Consider the following 6,165-nt stretch of genomic DNA (forward strand, 5'->3'; position numbering starts at 1 on the left):
CCCGCTCCAGGGATCAATTCCCAGGAACGAATTTCGCCCGATCGTCCGGCCGCCTCGCGACGATCATCGCGAGCCAGGTGGACGCCATCGCGGCGTAAAACGTCAGCAACGCCGCGACCGGGACCCATTCGAGGCGCGGGGCCGCGTACGCGAGCGGGGTCAGGACCGCGACGAACGCGCCGAGCGTCCCGGCCAGCATCGCGAAGCCCATGCGGCGCGTGCCGTCGAGCAGTGCCGCCTCCTGGACGGGCATGACCAGCGAGAGGAACGCGATTCCGGGGGGAATGAGCGCGGGCGTCCACAGGGCTGTGGACAACGCGAGCAGCGCCGCGCCCGCCCCGAAGCATCCGGCGGCGACGCGGGCGGCCGTGACCTCGGCATCGTCCAGGAGGCGCCGGACCCCCGGATCGCGGGCCAGCCAGAGCGTGATCCCGGCCTGGATCACCCAGTTCACCCAGAACGCCCAGGTCAGCAGGATCATGAACACGAACCACGGCGGGAACAGCACCGCGGCGATGTTCAGCGCGATCTCGCGGCGCGAGCGGTGCCGGACCCGCGCCAGCACCACGTCCAGGCCGCGCAGCGGGTTGCGGCGTTTGAGGGCCCGCAGCAGGAGCGCTCCGCCGTTCGCCGCCTCGGGCGCCAGGCGCAGCGCCTCGCGGAACGACCCGGCGGCGGCGCGGTGATCGCCGGTCGCCAGCGCGACGGCCCCGTGCGTGCGGTGGGCGCTCGCGCTCTCCGGCGCGAGCCGGACCGCCCGCGCCGCGTGCTCGCGCGCCCCGGCCGGGTCGCCGGTCTCGACGAGCGCGAGGCTCATGATCTTGGCGAGCTCGCCGTCCTCGGGCGCCAGCCGCAGCCCGGCCTCCGCGGCCTGGACGGCGAGCCGGTACTCGCGGACGGCGTAGTGCCCGCGGGCCAGCCTCTCGTAGACGACCGGCTGCTCGGCGTCGCACGCCAGCGCGTCCTTGAAAGCGCTCAGCGCCTTGTGGCCGCGGCCTGCGTTGGACAGCACGACGCCCCGCACCCAGTGCCCCATCCAGGCGCCGGGGCCCAGCCCGACGGCGCGGTCCGCCGCGTCCAGCGCCTCGGCCGCGTTCCCCTGGCCGGACAGCGCGAGCGCGACGATCATGTGCGCGCCCGCGTGCTCCGGCTCCCGGGCCAGCACGGCGCGGGCCTCCCGCTCGGCCTCGGCCGGACGGCGCAGCTGCAGCAGGAGCTGGGCCCGCGCGACCATCTCCCGGGCGCCGGGCGGGGAGGTCATCGCCGCTTGCCGCCGAGCCACGGGAGCAGGTCGTCCCACACGCCGCTCTCGTTGGCGTGCATGACGTAGTTGCGCGCCGTGCCCATCCACTCGGCCACCGCCGTCGGACGGGCCGAACGCACCGCGCCCATCAGGTCGGCGGTGGACAGCGGCAGCGGGCGCCCGGCCCGGATCGCCTCCTGCAGCTTGGCCTCGACCGCCCGGTCGACGACGCCCTTCAGGTCGGCGCCGGCGAAACCGTCCGTGGCCTCGGACACGGCGCGGAAGTCGAGCTCGTCCAGCGGGACCTCGCGGCACAGCAGGGCCAGGATCGCCGCGCGTGCGGCCATGTCCGGCGGCGGGACGAAGACGAGCTGGTCGAACCGGCCCGGGCGGCGGAACGCGCTGTCGACGTACCAGGGCGCGTTGGTGGCGGCGAGGATCAGCACGCCCTCGTTGGCGTCGCTCTCCACGCCGTCCATCTCGGCGAGGAACTGGTTGACGATCTGCCGGTTGTGGGCGCGGTTCATGTCCGCGCGGCGGGCGGCGAGCGCGTCGACCTCGTCGAAGAACAGCACGCAGGGACGGTTCCTGCGGGCGGCCTCGAACGTCGCGTGCAGGTTCCGCTCGCTCGACCCGATGTACATGTCGAGAATGTCGGACAGGCCGACGCTCATGAACGCAGCGCCGAGCTCCCCGGCGGCGGCCCGCGCGAGGTGCGTCTTCCCGCAGCCGGGCGGCCCGTACAGCAGGACGCCGCCGCCCGCGCGCTTCCCGTACGCGGCGAACATCTCCGGCTGCTGGACGGGCAGCAGCAGCTTCATCCGCAGCGACTGCTTGACCTGCTCCATCCCGGCGACGTCCGCGAACGTGACGCCCGCCTTCGGCTCGTCGACGGCCTCGGACGGGCCGTCCACGGGCGGCGCGACGTCCGCCAGCGCGTGCGCCAAGGCGGGCTCGGAGACCGGGGAATGGCCGAGTCTCACCTCGAACTCGGCGTCGGCGAGCGCGGCGTCACGGGCGACCGCCTCCCAGTAGCGCGGCCTGGCGGCGGCCACGTCCCCCTCGGCGACCAGCGCCTTCGCGACGATCAGACCCGCCTTCGCCGGGCCTTCCCCTGGCCCGACTCGTGCCAGCGCGGCGAGCGCCGCGCCGTGCTTGCCCTGCCGGAGGAACACTTCGGCGAGACTCGTCGCCAGTTCGGCCTCACCGGGGGCCAGGGCGAGAGCCTCGCGGAACTCGTTCTCGGCGTCGAGGAGGAGGCCCGCGTCAAGGAGCTGCTCGGCCAGATGGCGCCGCAACGGCAGGTTGTCCGGCGACACGCGCACCGCCTCGCGCAGCGCGTCCAACGCTCCCCGATCCGCCCGATCCGCCACAGACGCCAGCCTTCCATCCCGATGTGACAGAAACGCCCACGGGCGATGATGTCACGGCCCCGGACGGCCGGAAGCGGTCAGCGCTGCGGCTCGGCCCCCGCGGCCCGCGCCGCGCGGACGCGCCGGTAGCTCCAGTACAGCAACCCGTACAGGATGAAGCCGGACAGGATGAGGCCCGACCCCGTGCTCCACCCGGACAGCGGCAGCTCCGGCACCAGCCCCCACGCCACGCCCGCGCCGAACAGGGCCAGCCCGGTCAGGATCGCGCCCGTGAGGCGCCACCACGAGGTCACGCTCTCCTCCGCGGCCTGGACCGCCCGGTCCCGGACGGGGTCGACGTAGCGTTCCACTGCCGGGAACTCGCGCGCGAGGATGAGGAGACCGGCCAGCACGAGCAGCAGCCCGGGCCCCGGCAGAACCAGCAGCGCCGCACCCGTCACCAGGACGACACCCCCGACGACGAGCACCATGACACGCTTGGCATGCCTGCTATACCCCATGCTTCCCCTCCACCGTCCGCCAGCCCCCACCCAACCACCAGTCAAACGACGAGCTCCGCTCGGCCGTCCCGTGCTCCGTGGCCCTAAGAGTAGATCTTCACCGACTCCTCCGCCGCGACCGGCCTCGTCGCGGAGCTGCGCCTGACCGCCGTGACCGGCGGATTTGCGGAGTCTGCACTATTTGGTCGGATATGCTCCACGAGCCCCTCCCAGGAGCAGAGCCACCAGATGACACAGACACCCGAGGCCGCCGTCGCGGGCGATGCGACGGAGCGGCGCGCGCCAGGACGCCCGCCCGAAGGAGCCCCCGACCAGGCGTCCAAAGCTCAGGCGCCGTCCGGCGGTGCGGCTCCCCCGGCCGCCCCCGCTCCCCGGGTTCGCGATCCGCATCTCGACAACGCCAAGTTCATCGCGATCCTGCTCGTCGCGACCGGGCACGGCATGGCCGGGGTGGACGCCGTCCCGCTGGCCTCGGCGGCGTACTACTTCCTCTACCTGTTCCACATGCCGGTGTTCGTCGTCATCTGCGGCTACGTGTCGAAGCGGTTCACGCTCACCGACGACAACGCGGTCAAGCACGTCCGCTCCACCCTCGCGCCCTATCTGATCTTCCAGACGGCGTACAGCCTGTTCGCCTGGGCGTTCGGGGAGCGGCCGTTCGAGATCGGCCTGCTGAACCCGTACTACATCACCTGGTTCCTGCTGGCGCTGTTCGTCTGGCGCATATCCACACCGCTGTGGCGGCGGACGCGGTTCCCAGTGGCGGTGGCCGTGGTCGTCTGCCTGCTGGCGTACATGAGCGACCTCGGCGGGACGCTGGACATCTACCGGATCCTCGGCCTGATGCCGTTCTTCGTGCTGGGGCTCGCGCTGCGGCCGGAGACGCTGGAGATCCTCCGGCGGCCCCCCGCCCGCGTGCTGGGCGCGGTGACGCTGGCCGCCGCGTTCGTCGCCATGTTCTTCGCGTACCCGCACATGGACGCGCGCTGGGTGCGCTGGACGCATTCCAACGCCGACATGGGCGTCGGCGAGCTGACCGGGACGGCGATGCGGATGGGGCTGCTCCTCACGGGCCTGGTGCTCGCCGCGGCGTTCCTGGCCGTCGTCCCGTCCCGCCGGACCTGGTACACCGGCCTGGCGACCCTGTACGCGTACCTCCTGCACGGGTTCTTCACCCGGCTGTTCACGTTCACCGGGTGGAACGAGGCCGGCTGGCTCAACACCGTCCCGGGGGTCCTGCTGGTCGCGGTGGTGTGCTGCGTCGTCGCCACGCTGCTGAGCACGGGCCCGGTCCGGCGGGTGACGCGCTGGGCCGTCGAGCCCGATATCCGGCCTTTGTTCAGCAAACAGTGATCGGCCGGTAGCCGGCCGTTCTGAGCGGTCACGTCCGGATCACGGCAAACTGCAAGATCGCTGAATTCATCATATTCCGCCACAGACCAGGTAGAGTTAACCGTCAGTTCTCCCCGCGTGCATCCATACGCCCTGCACAGCGCCGCAGCCCCGTCGCTCCTATGGATTCCACCGGTGACTGAACGGCTTCATCCCGGCGGCCGTCACGGGTCGCCTAACTGAAAACAAGGACGGTCGCATTGGTCATGGCGCCGCAGGGCGAACATCGAACCGTTGCCGTCATCCTGGCGGGTGGCAGTGGGCAGCGGATGGGCCTCAGCACCCCGAAGCAGCTCCTCAGGATCGCCGGAAAGACGATCCTGGAGCACACGTTGAGCGTCTTCGAGGAGGCGCCCGACATCGACGAGATCTTCGTGCTGATGAATCCCGGCTTCCTCCAGGACGCCGCGGAATGCGTGAAAAAGGCCGGCTGCGCGAAGGTCACCGCCGTCCTGCCCGGCGGGACGTCCCGGAACGCGACCACCCAGCTCGCACTGGACGCCCTCGCCGGCTACCCGGCCGACACCACGAATGTGCTGTTCCACGACGCAGTCCGCCCGCTGCTGTCGCAGCGCATCATCCGCGACTGCGTAGCCGCGCTCCGCGAGCACCTGGCCGTCGACGTCGCCATCCCGTCCGCCGACACGATCATCCAGGTGGACGAGGACGTCATCGTCGACGTCCCCCGCCGCGCGAGCCTGCGGCGCGGGCAGACCCCGCAGGGCTTCCGCCTCGCCACCATCCGCGCCGCCTACGAGAAGGCGTGGCAGGACGACGGTTTCGAGGCGACCGACGACTGCTCGGTCGTGCTGCGCTACCAGCCCGGCACGCCGATCTACGTCGTCCCGGGCGACGACCACAACATGAAGGTCACCGAGCCGGTCGACATGTTCGTCGCGGACAAGCTGTTCCAGCTCGCCTCGTCCGACGCCCCCGACCTGTCCGAGGAGCAGTACGCCGAGGCGCTCCGCGGCAAGACCATGGTCGTGTTCGGCGCGAGCCAGGGCATCGGCGCCGCCATCGCGGAGCTGGCCCAGGGGTTGGGCGCCCGCGTCTTCGGCTACAGCCGCGGCGCCACCCGCACCCACGCGGAACGTCCGGACGACGTCGCCGCCGCACTGGCGCAGGCGTACTCGGCGACCGGACGCGTCGACTTCGTCGTCAACACGGCGGGCGTGCTCCGGATCGGGCGGCTCGACACGATCGAACCCGAGGCGATCGAGGAGGCGCTGCGCGTCAACTACCTCGCTCCGATCCACATCGCCCGCGCCGCGTTCCCCTACCTCGCGAAGACCGCCGGGCAGCTGCTGCTCTACACGTCCAGCTCCTACACGCGCGGACGCGCCGAGTACAGCCTCTACTCGTCGGCGAAGGCGGCCACGGTCAACCTCACGCAGGCCCTCGCGGACGAGTGGTCGGCCGACGGCGTGCGCATCAACTGCATCAACCCGGAGCGGACGAGCACCCCGATGCGGACGCGGGCCTTCGGCGAAGAGCCCCCGCACACCCTGCTCAGCGCCGACCAGGTGGCAAGGACGTCCCTGAACGTGCTGCTGTCCGGCCTCACCGGCCAGGTCATCGACGTGCGCCGCGAGGACCCGCTCACCAGCGGCCGAACCGGCTGACCGACCTCCCCCGCACCGCCCGCGACCCGTTC

5 protein-coding genes are annotated in these 6,165 nt (G+C 71.9%); 2 read left to right on the plus strand and 3 right to left on the minus strand.

The window, feature by feature from the left end; translation table 11 throughout:
• Nucleotides 1-13 precede the first annotated feature (13 nt).
• The 3 genes from ETD83_RS08025 to ETD83_RS08035 all read right to left on the minus strand — a co-directional run bounded on the left by ETD83_RS08025 (nt 14) and on the right by ETD83_RS08035 (nt 3,116).
• Nucleotides 14-1,261 carry a tetratricopeptide repeat protein gene (locus ETD83_RS08025; RefSeq protein ID WP_138644426.1) on the minus strand — a complete coding sequence of 416 codons (1,248 nt, stop codon included), beginning with the start codon at nt 1,259-1,261 and terminating at the stop codon, nt 14-16.
• Nucleotides 1,258-2,589: an ATP-binding protein gene (locus ETD83_RS44280; RefSeq protein ID WP_230420760.1), complete on the minus strand. Its 1,332-nt coding sequence runs from the start codon at nt 2,587-2,589 to the stop codon at nt 1,258-1,260. The genes ETD83_RS08025 and ETD83_RS44280 overlap by 4 nt, the downstream gene beginning before the upstream one ends.
• A 104-nt stretch (nt 2,590-2,693) precedes the next feature.
• Complete coding sequence (locus ETD83_RS08035; protein WP_138644428.1) at nt 2,694-3,116, minus strand: PGPGW domain-containing protein; 423 nt, start codon at nt 3,114-3,116, stop codon at nt 2,694-2,696.
• Between the two features lie 228 nt (nt 3,117-3,344).
• Here ETD83_RS08035 and ETD83_RS08040 point away from each other — a divergent pair, with 228 nt between their 5' ends.
• Both ETD83_RS08040 and ETD83_RS08045 read left to right on the plus strand, forming a co-directional pair.
• A complete protein-coding gene (locus ETD83_RS08040) occupies nt 3,345-4,469 on the plus strand; it encodes an acyltransferase family protein (protein WP_138644429.1) in 1,125 nt (374 codons plus the stop codon).
• A gap of 245 nt (nt 4,470-4,714) precedes the next feature.
• Nucleotides 4,715-6,133: a bifunctional cytidylyltransferase/SDR family oxidoreductase gene (locus ETD83_RS08045; protein ID WP_138644430.1), complete on the plus strand. Its 1,419-nt coding sequence runs from the start codon at nt 4,715-4,717 to the stop codon at nt 6,131-6,133.
• Nucleotides 6,134-6,165: the final 32 nt, after the last annotated feature.

It is taken from the genome of Actinomadura soli (assembly GCF_005889715.1).
GTDB lineage: Bacteria > Actinomycetota > Actinomycetes > Streptosporangiales > Streptosporangiaceae > Spirillospora > Spirillospora soli.